The sequence below is a fragment of the Megasphaera stantonii genome (assembly GCF_025567065.1).
GTDB classification, from domain to species: domain Bacteria; phylum Bacillota; class Negativicutes; order Veillonellales; family Megasphaeraceae; genus Megasphaera; species Megasphaera stantonii.
Window position 1 is genome coordinate 48,417 of record NZ_JAOQKD010000003.1, and the last position, 17,655, is coordinate 66,071.

12 protein-coding genes are annotated in these 17,655 nt (G+C 54.4%); 1 reads left to right on the plus strand and 11 read right to left on the minus strand.

The window, feature by feature from the left end; all coding sequences use genetic code 11:
- Positions 1–26 precede the first annotated feature (26 nt).
- The 5 genes from addA to OCV58_RS03115 form a co-directional block, all read right to left on the minus strand.
- On the minus strand, positions 27–3,665 hold the full coding sequence (gene addA, locus OCV58_RS03095; protein WP_154876919.1) for a helicase-exonuclease AddAB subunit AddA: 3,639 nt from the start codon (positions 3,663–3,665) through the stop codon (positions 27–29).
- Positions 3,631–7,059 (minus strand): PD-(D/E)XK nuclease family protein, encoded by a 3,429-nt coding sequence (locus tag OCV58_RS03100; RefSeq protein WP_154876920.1) that lies wholly within the window; start codon positions 7,057–7,059, stop codon positions 3,631–3,633. Before OCV58_RS03100 ends, addA begins: the two co-directional genes overlap by 35 nt.
- Before the next feature lie 147 nt (positions 7,060–7,206).
- Positions 7,207–8,178: a 4Fe-4S cluster-binding domain-containing protein gene (locus OCV58_RS03105; RefSeq protein ID WP_267312768.1), complete on the minus strand. Its 972-nt coding sequence runs from the start codon at positions 8,176–8,178 to the stop codon at positions 7,207–7,209.
- A 222-nt stretch (positions 8,179–8,400) separates the two neighbouring features.
- Positions 8,401–9,150 carry an IclR family transcriptional regulator gene (locus OCV58_RS03110; protein ID WP_087478548.1) on the minus strand — a complete coding sequence of 250 codons (750 nt, stop codon included), beginning with the start codon at positions 9,148–9,150 and terminating at the stop codon, positions 8,401–8,403.
- A gap of 115 nt (positions 9,151–9,265) precedes the next feature.
- Positions 9,266–10,330 (minus strand): ADP-ribosylglycohydrolase family protein, encoded by a 1,065-nt coding sequence (locus OCV58_RS03115; protein WP_154876921.1) that lies wholly within the window; start codon positions 10,328–10,330, stop codon positions 9,266–9,268.
- Positions 10,331–10,600: 270 nt separating this feature from the next.
- Here OCV58_RS03115 and OCV58_RS03120 point away from each other — a divergent pair, with 270 nt between their 5' ends.
- Complete coding sequence (locus OCV58_RS03120; protein WP_154876922.1) at positions 10,601–11,488, plus strand: mechanosensitive ion channel family protein; 888 nt, start codon at positions 10,601–10,603, stop codon at positions 11,486–11,488.
- A gap of 63 nt (positions 11,489–11,551) precedes the next feature.
- Here the strand turns inward: OCV58_RS03120 and argH are convergent, their stop codons facing one another.
- The 6 genes from argH to OCV58_RS03150 all read right to left on the minus strand — a co-directional run.
- Complete coding sequence (argH, locus tag OCV58_RS03125; RefSeq protein WP_154876923.1) at positions 11,552–12,985, minus strand: argininosuccinate lyase; 1,434 nt, start codon at positions 12,983–12,985, stop codon at positions 11,552–11,554.
- A 15-nt stretch (positions 12,986–13,000) separates the two neighbouring features.
- Positions 13,001–14,233, minus strand: a complete 1,233-nt coding sequence (locus tag OCV58_RS03130; RefSeq protein ID WP_154876924.1) for an argininosuccinate synthase — start codon at positions 14,231–14,233, stop codon at positions 13,001–13,003.
- A gap of 333 nt (positions 14,234–14,566) precedes the next feature.
- Entirely contained in the window at positions 14,567–15,985 is a 1,419-nt protein-coding gene (locus OCV58_RS03135; RefSeq protein WP_095629947.1) for a hypothetical protein, read from the minus strand.
- 13 nt (positions 15,986–15,998) lie between these two features.
- Positions 15,999–16,547: a hypothetical protein gene (locus OCV58_RS03140; protein ID WP_095629946.1), complete on the minus strand. Its 549-nt coding sequence runs from the start codon at positions 16,545–16,547 to the stop codon at positions 15,999–16,001.
- A gap of 60 nt (positions 16,548–16,607) precedes the next feature.
- Positions 16,608–16,799, minus strand: a complete 192-nt coding sequence (locus OCV58_RS03145; RefSeq protein ID WP_198947436.1) for a hypothetical protein — start codon at positions 16,797–16,799, stop codon at positions 16,608–16,610.
- 213 nt (positions 16,800–17,012) lie between these two features.
- The coding region (locus OCV58_RS03150) for an EF-Tu C-terminal domain-related protein (RefSeq protein WP_267312769.1) at positions 17,013–17,655 on the minus strand (643 nt) is incomplete at its 5' end.

Sequence of the window (17,655 nt, forward strand, 5' to 3'; positions counted from 1 at the left end):
TGTACTCTTACCTATATGGATAAAATTTAAAATGGAAAGGCAATTTCTCTATCTAAATAAAAGCTGTATATGTACGCGCTGCCGACGGGAGCGCCGAGGACCTGCAAGGCAGCCTGGCGGTACAATGCCAGCTGCACGGCGTAGCGCCGCCGAAAGGCCTCTTCATCGGGCAGGCGGTCCGTCTTATAGTCGACGAGGACCCATTGGCCGTCCTGCCAAAACAGGCAGTCGACGACCCCCTGCACGAGGATTCGTTCCCCCTCTTCCAGGGCCGGCAAATACCCGCCGCCGGGCAGGAGCACGCTGAAAGGATATTCGCGCCGCACGTCGGAAGACAAGGCCATGCGCCGCCCCAGAGGGGAACTGCAGAAGCGCTGCACAGACGGCACGAAGACGAGCCGCAGCTCTTCTTCGGAAAACAGCCCGTCAGCCTGCCACGACGCCATCTGCCGCCGTATATCCCCGTCGGTCATATCCGGCGTCAGCTGAATATACTGCATGACCTTATGCATAACCGTTCCTCGCCATGCGCCGCCGGCGCTGCCGTCTTGTTCCACAAGCCAGGGCGGCGTCGGGCCGAAGGCATCTTCGTCCTCGGCGATGCCGGCCAATGGGGAAGCCGGCGGCTGTTCTTCCTCCACCGCTTCGGCGTAACGGAGATTGTACTGCCGCTTGATTTCTGATACGGAAAATTTAGCCGCCGTCTCCGTCGCCGCCGGGTAGCCGTAAGTCCACGTCAGGGCTTGTTCCATCCACAGGGGCGCCGCCGTTCCCGTCGGCAGCCCCTCCTTCAGCCGGGCCAGGCGCGGTTCTTCCGCCGGTTCCCCTGCATCGGCCGCAGCCGCGCCGATACGGCTATGAATCGTTACCTGCCACAGCCCGCTCTGCCACGACGGCGCACCGCCCAGGAGCCAGGCCTCGCTTTCCGGCCGCGACGCGACGCCGGGAAGCACCCAGTCAAAATACGAACGGGCCCGGGCCGGATTGACCTGGCCGCGCCAGCGCTGCCAGTCCCGCTCCAAGTGAGACGTATGGCCCGTAAGGATTAATTTATCCCTGGCCCTCGTCATGGCTACGTAGAGAACCCGTTCTTCCTCCGCCGTGCTTTCCCAGCCGATCTGCGCGCAGATGCCGTTCCATAAAAGCGTCGGATAGGCCATGCGCCACTGGGCGTCGTACTGCTTCAGGCCGATTCCCAGGGTATTGTGAAACAAGATGAGGGAATGCATGTCCTGGCGGTTGAAGGCCTTGCCCATATCGGCGGCAATGACGACGGGAAATTCCAGTCCCTTGCTCTTGTGGATGCTCATGACGCGCACTACGTCTTCCCGCTCGCTCAGCACCTTGGCCGGAGCCAGGTCCAGCCCGTCTTCCTTCATCTTGTCGATGAGGCGCAGGTAGCGGAATATCCCGCGGAAGCCCGAAGCCTCATACTGCCGCGCCCTGTCGTACAGGGCCTGCAGATTAGCCTGACGGACAGCGCCGCCGGGCATTCCTCCGACGTAATCATAATAGCCCGTATCCCGATACAATTCCTGCAGCGTTTCCGCCACGCCGTGCCGGCGGCTGTACGTCCGCCAGGCCTGCAGTTTGGCGCAGAAGCCCAGCAATCGTTCTTTTTTCTCTCCATCATCCAAGGACGCGGCGTATGCCGGCAGGTTCTGCCACAAGGACTGCGCTCCGGCCAAGCGCAGCTCAGCCAGCGACGGCTCGTCCATCGCCGCGATAGGAGAGCGCAGGACCGCCGCCATGGGCAAATCCTGTTCAGGATTGTCGATGCAGCGCAGAAGCGACAAGACGGTCTGCACCTCTATGGCCGCAAAATAGCCGCCGTTCTGCTCCGCATAGGCCGGGATGCCATGGGCCTGCAGGACGCGGAGCAGTACGTCCGCCTTCCCGGCCATGGACCGCAGGAGCACGACGATATGGCGATAGGCCAGGGGCTCCAGCGTGCCGTCCTTACGGGCGGCCATCTTTCCCTGTTCTTTCAGCTGGAGAATCGACTCGGCGATAACCTGGCATTCCTGCTCAAAGGCCGTCATGTCCCGTTCCGGCGTCTCTTCGTCTGCCGGCGCGTCGTCCCGCGCCGTATCGACGATATGCACCTCGACAGAGCCGCCGACCCAGCGTTCGTCTTCCGGGGCGGTCCGTCCGGCATAGAGCCGTTCCCGTTCGCCATAGTCCATGCCGGCGGCTTCCTCAGTCATCGTCCTGGCAAACACCTCGTTGACGGCGTCGAGAATATTCGGGGCGCTGCGGAAGTTTTTTCCCAAGTCGATACAGCGCTGCACAGCGTCGCCATCTCGGCTGAAGGATCTGTATTTTTCCAGAAACAGCGTCGGGTCTGCCAGGCGAAAGCGATAGATGCTCTGCTTGATATCGCCGACCATGAAGCGGTTGTCGCCGCGGGAAATCAGGGTCGTAATCAGCTCCTGCACGCCGTTCGTATCCTGATATTCGTCGATGAGCACTTCCTTATAGGTCTGGCGCAGTTCTTCCGCTGCCGCCGAAGGCACGGGATGATCCGGCTCCGACTGCGGCGACAGGAGAATCTGCAGGCAGAAATGTTCCAAATCGCTGAAATCGATCCAGCCCTTTTCCCTTTTCGCCGCCCCATAGGCCTCGGCGAAATCAGCCGTCAGCCGCACCAGCCCTTTCATGACCGGCGCCATCGCTCTCACGCCGTCCAGCCAGACGTCGGATGCAACGGAAAAATAAGGCGTCTGAAGGCCTTCGGCAATTTCCTTTTTCACGTCGCTGCGCACGGCCTTGCACTGTTCCCAGAAAACCTTATCTTCGTCAGACAGCTTGCGCAGCCCCTTTAAGCGGGGAAATTCTACGGCCATGACGGCTTTCCGCATATCGTCCCAGGCGGTGCGCTCCAGCACGCGCCGCAGTGAATCGGCTTCGGCGGCGAAATCGGCGTACGGGCCGGCAAAGGCCGGACGGGCCTTCATCTCGTCCAAGAGGCCTTCGTACCGTCCGATCTGTTCCTCTACGCTGCTCCGCACCAGCTTTTTGACGGGCTCGCACCAAGCCATTTCGTCGATAGACGCGCCGTCAGGCACGTCATAGGCTTCGGCCGCATCGTCCAGCCATTTCCGGGGCCAGGGCATGCTGCGCGAATAGTCGTACATGCGGCTGACCGTATCCATGAGCGCGTCGTCTCCCCGGTCATTGCCGAACATATCTGCCAGCGGATAGAGAAAGGGCGCTTTCTCTTCGTCTTCATAATACGATAAAAACACGGCTTCCAGCACGCCCTTGCGCAGCAGGCGCAGCTCTTCCTCGCCGGCAATCGTCACGCGCGGGTCTATATCGATGGTATAGAAATACTTGCGTATGACGTCTTGGCAGAAGGAATGAAGCGTCGATATGTGGGCCGACGGCAGCAGCGCCAGCTGCCGCTCTACAGCCGCGTCGCCCGTATCGGCCAATACCTGGGCCAGGGCCGCGCCTACGCGTTCCCGCATTTCCGCCGCCGCCGCCTTCGTAAACGTCACGACCAGCAGCTCCGTAATGTCGACAGGATTGTCCTTGTCGAGAAGACGGCGGATAATGCGCTCTACGAGAACGGCCGTCTTGCCTGATCCGGCCGCGGCAGACAGCAGCAGCGTCTGCCCCCGGCTGTCAATGGCCGCCTGTTGTTCCGATGTCCACGCCATGTTCGCTCCCTCCTTCGTCCAGTTTTTCCAGCAAATCCTCTTTCCGTATCGTCACGACGTCGTAGCCGTTGTCGGGCAGCTGCGCGTCAAACCGGCAGACGGCGTGATAGGGGCAATAGCGGCACGGGCTGGCCTGCCCCAATAAAATAGGCCGCACGGCGATGTCGCCGCTGTCTATACGGACGGCGATTTCGCGAATCCGCATAACGGCCAGCGTCAGCAGCTTCTGCCATCCCGCTTCATCGTACATCGTATGGGATACGTTGCTCAGGGTGCCGTCCTTTTTTAACCGCAAATTTAAAAATTCCGAATAGCCTTCCATCGACGTATCCAAGGCAGTCATGACCTGGCTGTCGTCGAGATAATATCCGCTGAGGCGGCTTTTTTTATCGTATAAGGTCTTCTTCTCCTCTTCGTCGGCTACGTGGTCCAGGGACGTCTTGTCGTTACGGACGTAGCAGTACAAGATAGCCGCCGGCACGGCGTCTTCGCCCATGTTCAGAAGCGCTACGTACATGTACGTCAGGAGCTGCAGCTCCAGGCCGACAAATACCTGGCTCAAATCGAGCTGCTTCCGCCCCGATTTGTAGTCGATGACGACGACGTACTTGGCGTCGCCGTCCCGCATGGAATCGACGCGGTCGATCTGCCCGGTGACGATGACTTCCAAGCCGTCGGGCAAGGTAAAGCGCAGGGCCTCCCACGGGCTGCCCTTGCGGCCGAAGGCCTTTTCCAGCCCTTCCATATGAAACTGGGACGACTCGCTGAACTGGCAAAGACGCCGCACTGTCCGAGCCAGGGTTTGGATGAGTCGTTCCTTGATCTGCGCGAAATAGGCGTTGGACATGAGGATGTCGTGCTGTATATACGGGGCGAGCCGTTCCGTAGCCTGGCGGCATGCAGCCGGAATATCTTCCGCTCGGAGGTCGCGCCACTGCTTGTGTTCGCGAAGCAGGTCCTCGCCTAAGATGCGCAGCGCACCGTGGACGAGCATGCCCAGATCGGGGGCGGAAAAGTGATACATTTGCCGTTCTTCCAGCAGCAGGCCGTAGCGGGCAAAATAGGCGAAGGGACAGCTGCGGTACTGTTCGAATTTCGTGACGGAGCCCCGCAGGACGCCGTCGGGCGCGTACAGCCGCTTGACGAGCGTCGCCGGCAGCCGCAGAGGCTGATTGCGGTGAAACAATCCCTGCACGGCCTGCGCCGCCCGCTCTTTCCAGCCGTGGCTGCAGGCCCAGTCGTACAAGGCCCACCAAACGTCGTCCGTCTCTTTGCCCTCTGCCGCAGGACGCAGCATGACAGGCAGCCACGACAGGGACGCCGGCAGGGACGTAATGAACTCGGCCTCACGTCCCCCTTCGATCATCCCCGTTTCATGGCCGACAGCATCGACGTAGCCCTTTTCTTCTATCTGCCGAATCCACGACGAAGGCTCCATCGCCCCGCCGTCGTCGCCGGCCAGAATATACGACAAGTGCAGCTGCTCTCCGGCCCGGCCGGCAGCCAGATAAAAGAGGAATTTTTCCTGGAACGAACGGAACCGGCTGTCCGGGCCGAGCCGGACGCCCAGGGCCTCCAGCTTCCGCCGTTCGGCGTCGTTCAGCATGCCTTCTTCGCTCGTGCGCTGGGGGAACACGCCGTCGTTCAGGCCGCAGAGGAAGACGACGCGGGCCTGCATGGTGTATCCCCGTTCGACCGACGTAAACGTAACGTGGTCCAGCGTCGGCGGAATCAAGCTGAATTTCAGCTGCTCCAGCCCGTCCTTTACGATCTGGGAAAACTCCTGCAGCGGCACGACGTCGTCGCCGCACACGCGGACGATTTCATGAAGGAAGGCGACGATGCGCTTCCAGACCTGCTCGTGTTCCTTTCCTTCGGCAGCCCGTCCGGCCCCTTCGTCATCGCGTTTCCACTGCTGCAGCGACTGGGGAACGCCCAGGTCGTACAGCCATCGGTACAGCAGCGTGCACCAATCTGCCAGGGAATGATCTTCCTGCGCCTCTTCCCAGCACGGCCGCAGGGCGTCCCATACGGTGCGGCGGATGCCATTGACATGCCGTATCGTTTCTTCTTCGCCTTCGTCTACACCATGGCCTTCCTCGATATAGCGGCTTCTTCCGTACTGCCAGTCTTCGCCGGCCAGCCAGTGATAGCCCCGGATGCCGTAAGCCAGGCAATAGTTTTCCAAATCGTCGGCATCGCGCCGGCTGATAGGGAACAAGTCCGTCTTCAGCAGCTGAAACAACGGCTCGTGAGCCCATCGGGACGTAAACACGTCCAGCAGGGAGGAAATAGCCTCCGCCGCAGGATGGGACGTCATAGGGCGCCGGTAATCGCTGAAAAAAGGAATGCCGTATTTGGCGAATATCTCTTCGGCAATATGATAATACGCCTCGCCGGTCCGCGCTAAAATAAGAAAGTCGCGGTAGCGGTATCCCCGGCGGCACAAGGCCTGAATGCGGCGGGCCGCCGCGTCGAGCTCCAGTATCCTGTTTCCGCATTCCGTCAGGGTCAATCCCTTTACGGCCTCAGCCTGGGCCGGCGGCACGGGACGGAAAAATTCATTCAAAAATACAGCCAGGCCCCCTTCGTCAGTCCCGGCGACGCGCCGTACCTCCAGGTGCGGGAATATGCGGCGCAGCTCCCGATACACGGCATAGGGCCGATGGAACAGGGCTGTTTCCCGACGCTGCGCCTCGACGCGGTCCGGGTCCATCGTCAGGGTAATCGTCACCTGCGCCGCCGTCTGTTCGATGGCCTGCAGCACTTCCAGCTGCCGCGGCGTAAACCACTGGAATCCGTCAACCCATACGTGAGCGCCCTGCAAAAAGGAATACGAAGGAATTTCCCTTGCCAGTACGGTCATCGTATCGTCGGCGCTGCCGAACCGTTCCTCTAAATAGGCCGTATATCCATGATACAGCAGCGCAATATCCATGAGCTTGCGGCTCAAGGTCTGGCTGCCCAGCAGGGACGCGGCATGGCGCAGCATGTCAGGGCCAATGCAGAAGGAACGGCACTCGCCGATAAACCGGCCGGCCGTTTCTACGAAATTATCCTGCCGCGCCGCCGTCTGCAGCACCGTAAACTCGTCTGCGTGCCGCCGCAGCAGCCGCTGCAAGATGAGCTTCTGCGCCAATTCCGATACGAAGGCGCAGTCCTTGCCCTTTTCCTGAAACACGCGGTAGGCCAGCCGCGAAAACCCGACGATCTGCGTCCCCATAAAGCCCTTTTCCGGCAGCGACTCGGCAAACCGCCGCTCCGCGTTATACGACGCCTGATCGGGCACGATGAGCAGCGTGCGGCGGCCCTGGGCCGCTTCGGCCTTCATCTGCGAAAAGCAATATTCCGTTTTTCCGCTTCGGCCCTTGCCAAACAAGACAGTCAGCGCCACGGCGACTCCTCCCTTCTACTGTGCACCCTGAAGTTACATTTTCAATTATTGTATCATATTTTCTGCACGCATAAAACCAAAATGCCCATGCAAAAAAAGTCCGGCAAAGCGATTCGCCTCTGCCGGATCTCCCAGTTTTTTATGAAATTATATAGCCGCGCAGGCTGATTTCAGAAACGGCGCGCGCCGCCGTTCTTCCCGATAGAGCCACTTCAAATCGTACGGCTCGAACACGACGCGGCGGTACGCGTCTACGTCCATCATCGTGCCGTCCCAATCGGAGTGGATGTCGCCGTTCTGCTTGATCAGGATATCGTACAGGATATCGTAGGTCACGCCGTCTTTTTCATCCCGTTCCACAATGGTGCTGTACGGAAGGGTCTTGTGATAGGTCAGCTCCATCCCCTTGTAATCGAAATGGAAGCCGCAGCGCATACGGCAGCCGTCCAGCCCCGTATAGCGGGCGATGTACTTCAAATCGTGAAGGATCTTATCGTTCTTTTCGTCGTACAGGTTTTCCGGCGTCGTTTCCGTATAGTCGAAACGGAATTGGATTGACGCGCCGGGAATGGCATGGAATCGTTCCAAATAGGGGATTAAATCGCGGGCCGGATAGTTTTTATACAGCACGCAGTTGATTCGGAACGGCACGGCCAGGCGCCCCAGCAATTCGTCGTTCGATTCTACGACATAGTGCTGCATGTGGCGCGACACGTTGATGCAGGTAATCTTGTCCTTATTGCGCTGCGTAAAGGCGATGATATCGTCTTCGGTCTGAAAGTCCGACACGGGCAGCGTCGTATTGATATACACCTTGTGCGTACGGGGAATGCAGTCGAGCATATGCTGCAGCGAATCCAGGTCTGCGAAGGGCTCGCCCCCGGTAAACACAAAATCGCAGTACGGCGTGATAGCGTCCATGCGGGCAATGCTTTCACAGATTTTTTCCGCCGAAAACCCCGTCATATCGGAATATTCTTCTTTATTAATGCAGAACGGGCAGTGATTGCGGCAGTTATACGGCACAAATACCGTCACCGTCGCCCCGCCTTCTCTTGTCTTATACGGATGCCTGACGCGAACTGCCGGCTCCGCTGCTTCATGTATCATGCTGTTCATGTCTCTTTCGCCTCAACTCTTGAGCAGTCGCCGTCAATATGCTCCCACACCGCTTTGCCGCCGTAAGAATAAAAAGATTTTCATACGGCTCAAAACAGACACACTGGCGCGGCTGCCCCCTTATCCACACCCCATTCTACCATAAAATTTCATTTCGTCCAATACATATTGCGTATTCTTTTATGGCATACATCGTATAGCAAATAATTCACATAACACATATTAGTGCAGGGCCTGGGTAATCTCAGCGGCCGTCTTCTTGACGGCCTGAATAATCTGCTCCTGCATGTCTTCCGTCACGCGGGATACCGGGCCAGACACGCTGATGGCGGCTATGATTTCGTGATTTGAAAAAATAGGCGCGGCAATGCAGGTCATGCCCAGTTCGACTTCTTCCCGCTCAATGGCGTAGCCGTTGCGCCGAATGGCTTCCAGCTCCTTCAGCAGCTCGTCCCAGTCGGTAATCGTATACTCCGTAAACTTCTTCAGCTTGCATCCTGCGTACCGGCGGCAGTATGATTCGGAAAAGGCCAGCAGGCATTTTCCCGACGCCGCGCAGTAACTGGGCCGGATCGCGCCGATAGGCGGAGCCATGTCGACGGTCTGCGGCGATTTGATCTTTTCCAGGATGACGTGCTGCGGATACGGCGCGTCGGACTGGACGAAGGTCGTCATGTGGACGCTTTCCTTGCATTGAAGCGCCAGGGCCTTCGCATAGGGGTAGGCGACCTTTTGAAAGGATTCCTTTTCGCGGAACAGCATGCCCAGGGAGTACACCTGAAGGCCCAGCCAATACAGACCCGTTTCGCCGTCGCGGCGCACGAAGTCCCGCCCCTCCAGCGTATCCAGGGTCCGGCTCACGGTGCTCTTGTGCATTCCCATCTTCTTGCTGATCTGCGTAAGGCTCAGAGGCGCTTCTTCCTGTAAAAAGAGTTGAAGGATTGCCAGCGCCCGGTCAATTGATTCTATCATACGTTCCGCTCCTTCCTGCCAACAGCGTGCAGTTCCCGCCAATGCAATGGTTGTTGCGTCGGCGCAGTCTTACGTTTCATTATACGTACATTGGGAAGGATGTCAATATGTACGTTTACTCGTCCGTTTCTTCAGGTTCTGCCGCTGCAGAGCCGAGGCCCTGTTCGTATAATCCCTTCGCCAGCCCTTGCAGGAGATCCAGGCATTCCATGTGGGTCAGCCAGTTCTTAGGCACGTCTTTCGCGCCGTACAACGCGCCGGCGATGCTGCCGCTGACGGCGCCGCACGTATCGCTGTCGCCGTCCTGATTGCAGGCCATGATGACGGCGTCCTTCAGGGAGGTCGTCTTCATGACGCAGTATAAGGACAAGGCCAGCGCTTCGTCGGCATTCCAGCCCAGGCCGAGCTTCTTCATGGACCGCACGGGGTTTCTGTCGCTCATAGCTTCGTCGACGGCTGCCTGCAAGGTCTTCCATAGTTCGACGCCGCCCTCTTCCTGCTGCAGCCGCTCGAAAGCGCCAACAACGGCCTGCCCCAGCGTCTTTCCGGCGGCCAGCAGCGAAATGACGGCGCTGAACGTTCCCGCCGCTAAATAAGCCGTCGCGCCGCCGTGCGTCAGCAACGCCGCCCGGCAGCCCACGGCAAAGGCCGCGTCGGCGTCGCCGGCATAAAACAAGCCGACGGGCCCGGTCCGCAGGGCGGCGCTGCTCTTGCAGGCATTGGCTTTTTTCTCCTTCGTAAAGCGCAGCCCCGACGCCAGGGCAATCAGGCAGGCCTTGCCGGGGGCCCGGCGGGCAAACAGCAGCGGTTCGCCCATGAGGTCGTATCCCAACGATTCTTCATGGGCCTGCTTTTTCATCCACCGTGCATGCTCGGGCCGGATAATCCGCTCGGTCTGGGTATAATACCAGCGCATGTAAGACCGGTACAGCCCTTCCTCCGGCGCAAGGCCGTCGTACTTGGCCCAGAGCAATCCGTCGGCCGTAAACAAGGCCAGCTGCGTATCGTCGGAAATGATGCCCCGCTTGCCGTTCGCTTCCAATTTCAATACGGTCCGCAGCCCATAGGGGCCGTATTTCTTATGAATCGTCTTCAAATCGACATATTCGATGAGATACCCTAATGCATCGCCTGCCGCGCCGCCCAACATGCATCCTACAAACCGTTCCGCTCCGTCCATGGCTATACCTCCAAAAAAATCAAAAAAGACATTTACATTATCGCCATTATTAGATATAATATTAATTTTACACATATACAGTATACCAGATACTAGCGGTCATACGCAAATGATATCTTGACATAGACAGGCATCTCACTCGTACTTGCCTATTTTTGTATGATATATACCCCCATGGGATTACAAAAATCAGGCGAATCCTGTATAATGAACCGTAACGGCGTACTGCGGCGCCGTCAAGGGACTTTTGTTTTAAGAAAGGATCAGACTATGAATACATCTACTGCTACCGCGACGGCTGCCGTCGCCCAAGACGTAAAGGAACAGGTCGCCCAGGGCGTGACTATGCTGGACCGCATTACAAATCTGCTAATTGACCGCGGGCCGGACATTCTATTTGCTATCGTCATCTTCATCATTGGCCGGTATATTGCCAAGCTGCTGAAAAACATCGCCGTGCGCATGATGACCCACGCCAACTACGACCACACCGTCATCACCTTCGTCAGCCAGATCATTTATTACGCCGTCATGGCCCTCGTCGTCCTGTCCGCCGTCAACAAGCTCGGCGTACCGACGACATCCTTTATCGCCGTCTTCGGCGCCTTCGGCTTAGCCGTAGGCCTGGCCCTGCAGAACAACCTGTCAAACTTCGCCTCAGGCCTGCTCATCCTCATTTTTAAGCCCTTTAAGTCCGGGGACTGGGTCAGTATCAGCGGCGTCGAAGGAAGCATCAAGGCGATTCAGGTGCTGAATACGGCCATTATCACCAAGGACAACAAAACCGTATTCATCCCCAACTCGCTCATCACCTCTTCCCAGGTCACGAACAGCTCCTATTTGGACGAACGGTTTATTCCCTTCCTCTTCGACATCAGCTACAATAACGACCATCACAAGGCCATCGCCGTCCTGAAGGATATATTTGCCAGAGACTCGCGCATTCTCAACAACGACACATTGGAAATCGGCATTAAAGAATTCGCCGACAACTCCGTCCGCATCGCCGCCTATCCCAAGGTACGCCGCCAGGACGTCATCCCCACGACGTACGACATCATGTCGGCCGTAAAAGACGCCTTCGACGCCAACGGCATCGAAATCCCTTACCCGCAGCGCGTCGTATATGTCCAGAAAACAGAACAAAAAGACAACTAAGATTCACCGCACAGCAAAAAGGCCACCGCACCAAGCGATGGCCTTTTGTCATATCTTGTTTTATTATTTCAACAACTCGTACACCGAAGCTACCGTATCGTTCCACAGCGCGGCTGTTTCCGTTTCGGAAGCGATGGCTCCGCGGCCGGCTTCGCACTGGCGCTTTACCGAGGCCGGAGACGTGCCGTTATACGTATTGCGCTGGTTTACGCACGTTTCGATGTCCAAGAAGTGGTGAATGTCTTCGGCAAAGAGGGGGCTCATGGACTGCAGTTCGTCCAGCGTGAGCTGCTGCAGCACCTTCCCCTGCTCGATGCAGTAATGAACGGCCTTGCCGACGACGGCGTGGGCTTCGCGGAAGGGCAGTCCCTTTTTGGCCAAATAGTCGGCCATATCCGTCGCATTGGAAAAATCGCTTTCCAATACGTCGCGCATATGCTGCCCGTTGACCGTCATCTTGTCGATCATGGCGGCGTAAATCGTAAGGGCAAATTTCAGGTTGTCGACGGCGTCAAACAAGCCTTCCTTATCTTCCTGCATGTCCTTGTCGTAGGCCATGGGAATCCCCTTCATCATCGTCAGCACACCCATGAGATGGCCGTAGAACCGGCCCGTCTTGCCGCGGACGAGCTCGCAGATATCGGGGTTCTTCTTCTGCGGCATAATGGAGGAACCAGTGCAGTGGGAATCGTCCAATTCAATGAACTTGAATTCCGACGACGACCAGAGGATGAATTCCTCCGACAGCCGGCTCAAATGCATCATGAGCTGGGCCGCAAATTCCAGAAAGGCGATGATGTAGTCCCGGTCGCTGACGGCATCGAGGCTGTTGTCGTAAATCTTGCCAAAATGGAGCATACGGGCCACGAAGGGCTGATCCAGGGGATACGTCGTGCCGGCCAGCGCGCCTGCGCCGAGAGGCATCATATCGGCCATATCCCAAGCGTATTTCAAATGAGCAAAATCACGGGACAGCATGGAGAAATAGGCCATCAGGTGATGACTGAACAAGATGGGCTGGGCCCGCTGCAGATGGGTATAGCCCGGCATGATGACGTCGCCGTACTTCTCCGCCGCTTTGACGATGGATTTCTGCAGCTGGATAATCAATTTCGCAATCGCGGCGATTTCCCGGCGCGCGTACATATGCGTGTCCAGCGCTACCTGGTCGTTGCGGCTCCGGCCCGTATGAAGCCGTTTGCCTGCTTCGCCGATGGCGTCGGTCAGGCGCTTTTCGATATTCATATGAATATCTTCCAGCTCGACGGAAAATTCAAATTCACCTTGTTCAATTTGCTCGTAGATGGCTTTCAGCCCGGCTACGATGGCATCCTTATCTGCCGAAGAAATAATGCCCTGCCGTTCCAGCATCGTCGCATGGGCGATGCTGCCGCAAATATCTTCCGCATACATGCGGCAGTCAAACTGGATGGAGGCGTTAAACTCTTCTACGCTTTTATCCGTGGCCTTCGTAAACCGGCCGCCCCATAATTTCATAGTACTAGTCTCTCCTTATTTTCCTGCTTTTTCTGCGTGCTGCTTCATGAGGGCTCGCATCTTGAGCGGCAGGCCGAAGAGGTTGATGAAGCCTTCCGCATCGGTCTGGTCGTATACGTCGTCTTCGCCGAAGGTGACGTATTCTTCGCTGTACAGGGAATACGGCGACGTAGAGCCGGCGCTCATGATATTGCCCTTATAAAGTTTCAATTTAACCGTGCCTGTAACGGTTTCCTGCGTTTCGTTGACGAAGGCGTCCAGCGCTTCCCGCAGCGGCGAGAACCATTTGCCGTCGTATACGAGTTCGGCATATTTGTTGGCCACGAGTTCTTTATAATGGAACGTATCGCGGTCGAGGCAGAGGTATTCCAATTCTCTGTGCGCGTACATGATAATCGCTCCGCCGGGGTTTTCATAAATGCCGCGGCTCTTCATGCCGACCAGTCTGTTTTCTACGATATCGACGATGCCGACGCCGTTTTTCGCGCCGATTGCGTTGAGTTCCGTCAAGAGTTCGACGGCGCCCATCTTCTGGCCGTTGACGGCGACAGGAATGCCCTGTTCGAAATCAATCGTAACGTATTCGGGAACGTCGGGAGCTTTTTCCGGCGGCGTCGTGACCATGTATACCATATCCTTCGGCGCATTGGCCGGATTTTCCAAATCGTCGCCTTCGTGGCTCAGATGCCAGATGTTCCAGTCCATGCTATAGGGATAGGGATTTTCTTCCGATTTATAATCGATGGGCACGCCGTGTTTTTCAGCGTAAACCAATTCGTCTTCACGGGATTTCATATCCCACATTCTCCAGGGAGCGATGAGCTTTATTTCCGGAGCAAGGGCCTTTACGGTCAATTCGAACCGAACCTGGTCGTTGCCCTTGCCGGTCGCGCCGTGAGCGATGGCGTCGGCGCCTTCCTGCTTGGCGATTTCGACGAGCTTCTTGGAAATGAGAGGCCGGGCGAAGGACGTACCTAACAGATATTTGCCTTCATATACGGCGCCGGCTTTTACTGTCGGCCAAACATATTCTTCCAGGAATTCCTTTTTAATATCCATGATGTATACATTGGAAGCGCCGGAAGCGTAAGCTTTCTTTTCAATAGCTTCAAAGTCGTCGGGCTGCCCTACGTCGGCGCAGGCCGCGATGACTTCCGCGCCGGAATAATTTTCTTTCAGCCAGGGAATAATAACGGACGTATCCAAACCACCGGAATAGGCTAAGACAATTTTTTTGATTTCACTCATGATAACTTCCTCCTCTATGCAACATACATACTGTAACTGCTATTCTTGTCTACGGGTGTTAGTATACACCCATTTGGAATAATATGCAAGTATATTGCATAAATTTTTGCAAGATATTTAAAAAAGAGCCGCAAGCCAATGCTTGAGCCCCATAGGTACACAGTATGAACCTATGGGACTTAACGCCGTGTATAGAAGTAATTAGGGCTTGTGGGGCGTCACAGGCCCTAATTTTTTATTGGGTAGGGCCAATTGGCGCTCGCAAGATAGTAAATTTTCTACCACGGGCTGCTGTATATAGTTCTAAGGAACTGTTTTCTTTCACTGTATCAATTAAATTATTTTATACAACGCATCAACCACTGAAATCTCTTTTTGAACTCTTTCCGCAATCTCGTTTTCGATAAACTCCTGCTTGATTTTCAAAATGAACCTAATATCAGTAAACAAATGTGTCATAGTATTAAGTAAACTGCCGATATCCAGATTCTTAGGATTACTCGTAATCGCAGCATTAATTACGCTACTTGATGAAGCAATTGCATTAGAAATCAACAAGATTTTGCGGCTTCTTACTTCGTAGAAATTTTTATCTTCCCCGTCTTTTCTAAACAAACCATGCAGTAAAGAAATAATCATATCAAACAGCTTGGATATTACAAAAGAAGTTCCGACAATCTTTACATCTCTCGCAAAACACAGCGCATCGTAGTTTTCGCTATACAGTTTACTTGCAAAATCCTCGTTAATGCTTGATAAGATTGGCACAGGCAGTCCCAACTTTGTAAACTCGTCAGATTTTAAATGCTGTGCTTGAGCAAAGAGTGCTGCCGGGAGATTTAATGGATCTGCTCTCACTTCTTCGTAACATTCACTAAACATTTTTCCAAGAAAAACAACTTCCGATGTAATTACCATCTTCTTAGTTCCTGTTACAGGATCAATTCTTGAAATTCTATTTGTATGGAAGTTGTTAAATGTAATGCAATCCGTCAAAATATTTGCTGTCCCGAAAATCCAACCTAAAATCGGATCGTGTCCCAGGGTGTACATTCGGTGGTATTTACCGCCCATGTTTATTCCTAAATCTTTCGCCCCTTTTGTGATATCATAGGGAACCGTCTGATAAAGAATATTAATCCAATGCCCTGTTCCATGTTTTTCAATACGTTTGTCACGAAACTTGTCGTTCGCTTCCTTATGAGCCTTTTCGATGGATCTATCATTATGATCCAATCTTTCTGATGGGTCAAAACTTTTTCCGTAGTCAAATTTATCTGCAACATATGGGAAAACAAGAGATTTTACCACTTGCAAGGCCGTTGCAATCGCAAGGAATGACAAGTCAGTTTTATTTATAATTCCTGTTTTTTTAGAAAACTGTTCTTCTATAGAGTCAAGCTCTGCAAAAGCACTTTGAATCTCATCTTCGGTCATAATATCTTCCAAAACCACTTCGGTCGGTTCGTGGAGATTGGCTTGATCGACAATTTCTTCCCAAGATTCCAAAACCGGACGATGCTCTAAATGCCTATCCCTTCCTTTAGACGCAATATCCGCAGAAAGATTTAAAATTTCTCTCTCTTTGCCCAAAGAGCGCAACAATGTCAAAGATGCTTCAATGTTGATATCAGCATTATTTCTTGTCTGAGATATCTGTTGGTCAGTCAACATAGATTGGGATACATCTTGATTCATCTTGAGTACCTTATTCATATCCAACTCATCGCTGGAATATTTGAATCTACTCATAATGTCCCCCTTGTTATGTGATACCTAAATCATGCTTCAAGTCGTTAATTGCAGCCTGCAAAAGAATATTCAAACTATTCAAATAGTCGATTCTCTCCTTATCAGCATCTCGTTCATCTTTAAGAGCTTTTAAGATAGCTGTCTGTTTTGCAATAGCATTTTTGTAAATCAGCTCTTTAGCTTCTCTCAATCTTTTATTCTTAACATGGGATGCTATGCCCACTCCAGCTCCACCAAGAACAACGGCAGGAGCTGCTAACACCGCTATACCGGCTACCATTCCGCCACCAATTAACGCACCAGCTGCAGCTAATCCACTTGTTATCCCTGCGGCGCTTAACCCAGCTACAGTACCACCAAGATACAATCCTGCAAAACCGATACCAGCTCCAACACCAACACCAACTGCTCCTGCAAGTGCTTCTCCAATAGGAGAATCTTTCATCTTTCTGGATTTGTCGTTTAATGCTTTATCTGCATCATCGATTACTGACTGAACTCTTTTAAGAGCATCTTGGCTCTGAAATTTCATGTCCTTTTTGTCTTTTACATATTCCCCCATAATCTGCCTCCATAAATTATATTCCCAATTGGTTTCTATTGGTACAACAGATTTCACGCGTCATTGAAGAACAATTAATTTACCTTGACCTCTCAGCCACATATCACCCCCCTTCCCAAACACCTCTGCCTCCACAATCCAACCACCTTCATCCTGCGAGATAATTTCCACCGTGGGCAACCTGTTCAGCACAGCCTCGATGGATGAGCCGATGTATTTAAAGCGGATCTTCTCCAGTTTTCCGCCGTACATAAACTGCACCCGCTTGCAAAACTCACCCACCAAACAATTACAGAAAAAGAAGCAATCATGCGGTTATTGGCATAAAAACACAGAAGCGGACGGCTTCTGCCGTCCGCTTCTGTGCCCGACAATTCACCCGATTCAAAAAATGTACCTATGGGAACTATCAGAATGCTTGCAACTCTTTCTATATCTTAATTCAGCTCGTAACCTTACAGCGAATTACGCTTCGATTTCGGATACGACGCCTGCGCCTACTGTACGGCCGCCTTCGCGGATAGCGAAGCGGAGGCCCGGTTCAATAGCAATCGGCGTAATCAGTTCTACGTCCATCTTTACGTTATCGCCAGGCATGCACATTTCCGTGCCTTCCGGCAGTTTGATAACGCCCGTTACGTCCGTCGTGCGGAAGTAGAACTGCGGACGGTAGCCGTTGAAGAACGGCGTATGACGGCCGCCTTCGTCCTTCGTCAAAACGTATACCTGCGCTTTGAACGTCGTGTGCGGATGAATCGAACCCGGTTTTGCCAATACCTGGCCGCGTTCGATTTCCTTACGGTCAATGCCGCGGAGCAGCGCGCCGATGTTGTCGCCGGCTTCTGCCAGGTCGAGGAGCTTACGGAACATTTCTACGCCCGTTACGACGGTCTGTTTCGGTTCGTCGGACAAGCCTACGATTTCGACTGCGTCGCCTACTTTAACCGTACCGCGTTCTACACGGCCCGTTGCTACGGTGCCGCGGCCTGTAATCGTGAATACGTCTTCAACAGGCATCAGGAACGGTTTGTCCGTCGGACGATCCGGCGTCGGGATGTATGCGTCTACTTCGTCCATCAGTTTGAGGATAGACTGTTTTGCTTCTTCG